This window comes from Catenulispora rubra (genome assembly GCF_015356825.1).
GTDB classification, from domain to species: domain Bacteria; phylum Actinomycetota; class Actinomycetes; order Streptomycetales; family Catenulisporaceae; genus Catenulispora; species Catenulispora rubra.
In genome coordinates this window covers 1-454 of the sequence record NZ_JAACYW010000746.1, presented here as the reverse complement: position 1 = coordinate 454, position 454 = coordinate 1, and the positions used below count along the sequence as shown (strand labels likewise).

Annotated in this window: 1 protein-coding gene; it reads right to left on the bottom strand. The window is 69.6% G+C overall.

Annotated features, from left to right (window positions below):
• Positions 1–75: 75 nt before the first annotated feature.
• The gene (locus GWK61_RS55250) at positions 76–267 is read right to left on the bottom strand and encodes a hypothetical protein (protein WP_194922379.1); all 192 of its coding nucleotides are present in this window, start codon (positions 265–267) and stop codon (positions 76–78) included.
• Positions 268–454 lie beyond the last annotated feature (187 nt).

Genomic DNA, 454 nt, shown 5'->3' with positions numbered 1-454 from the left:
CCTCTGGACGCGGGCTCGGAACCAGCCACAAGGAGCTCTCCTGCGGCTCATACCGGCGTGAGAAGGAGCCGACGTTCAGATAGTTGCCGAAGTACCGCCGGGCCGCGGTGGCCGAGCCTGGATTCCGGTCAGCGCAGCGAGTTCGACGGTCCGCACGGTCCGGGCGAAGGGCGGCACTAGGACGCCGGCGGCGAGCGTGTAGTGCGAGTGGCCGCGCGCGACGCGCCAGTACCGATTTGCGCTGAAGATCCGGCGGGCGTTCATCATGGCGTCGATGACCGCCGCGTTGGTCTCGATCCGCGCCGACCGAACGGCGGACCATGAGGCCTGATACGAGTCTGGGGCCGCCGTCGGGCGCCCCGATCCGGACGCCCGCGTCGTCCACCACGATCCCGGTGCGGCGGTTCCGCCACAGCAGGCTGATGTAGGGGGAAAAGGGCGGACAGATCGGCAC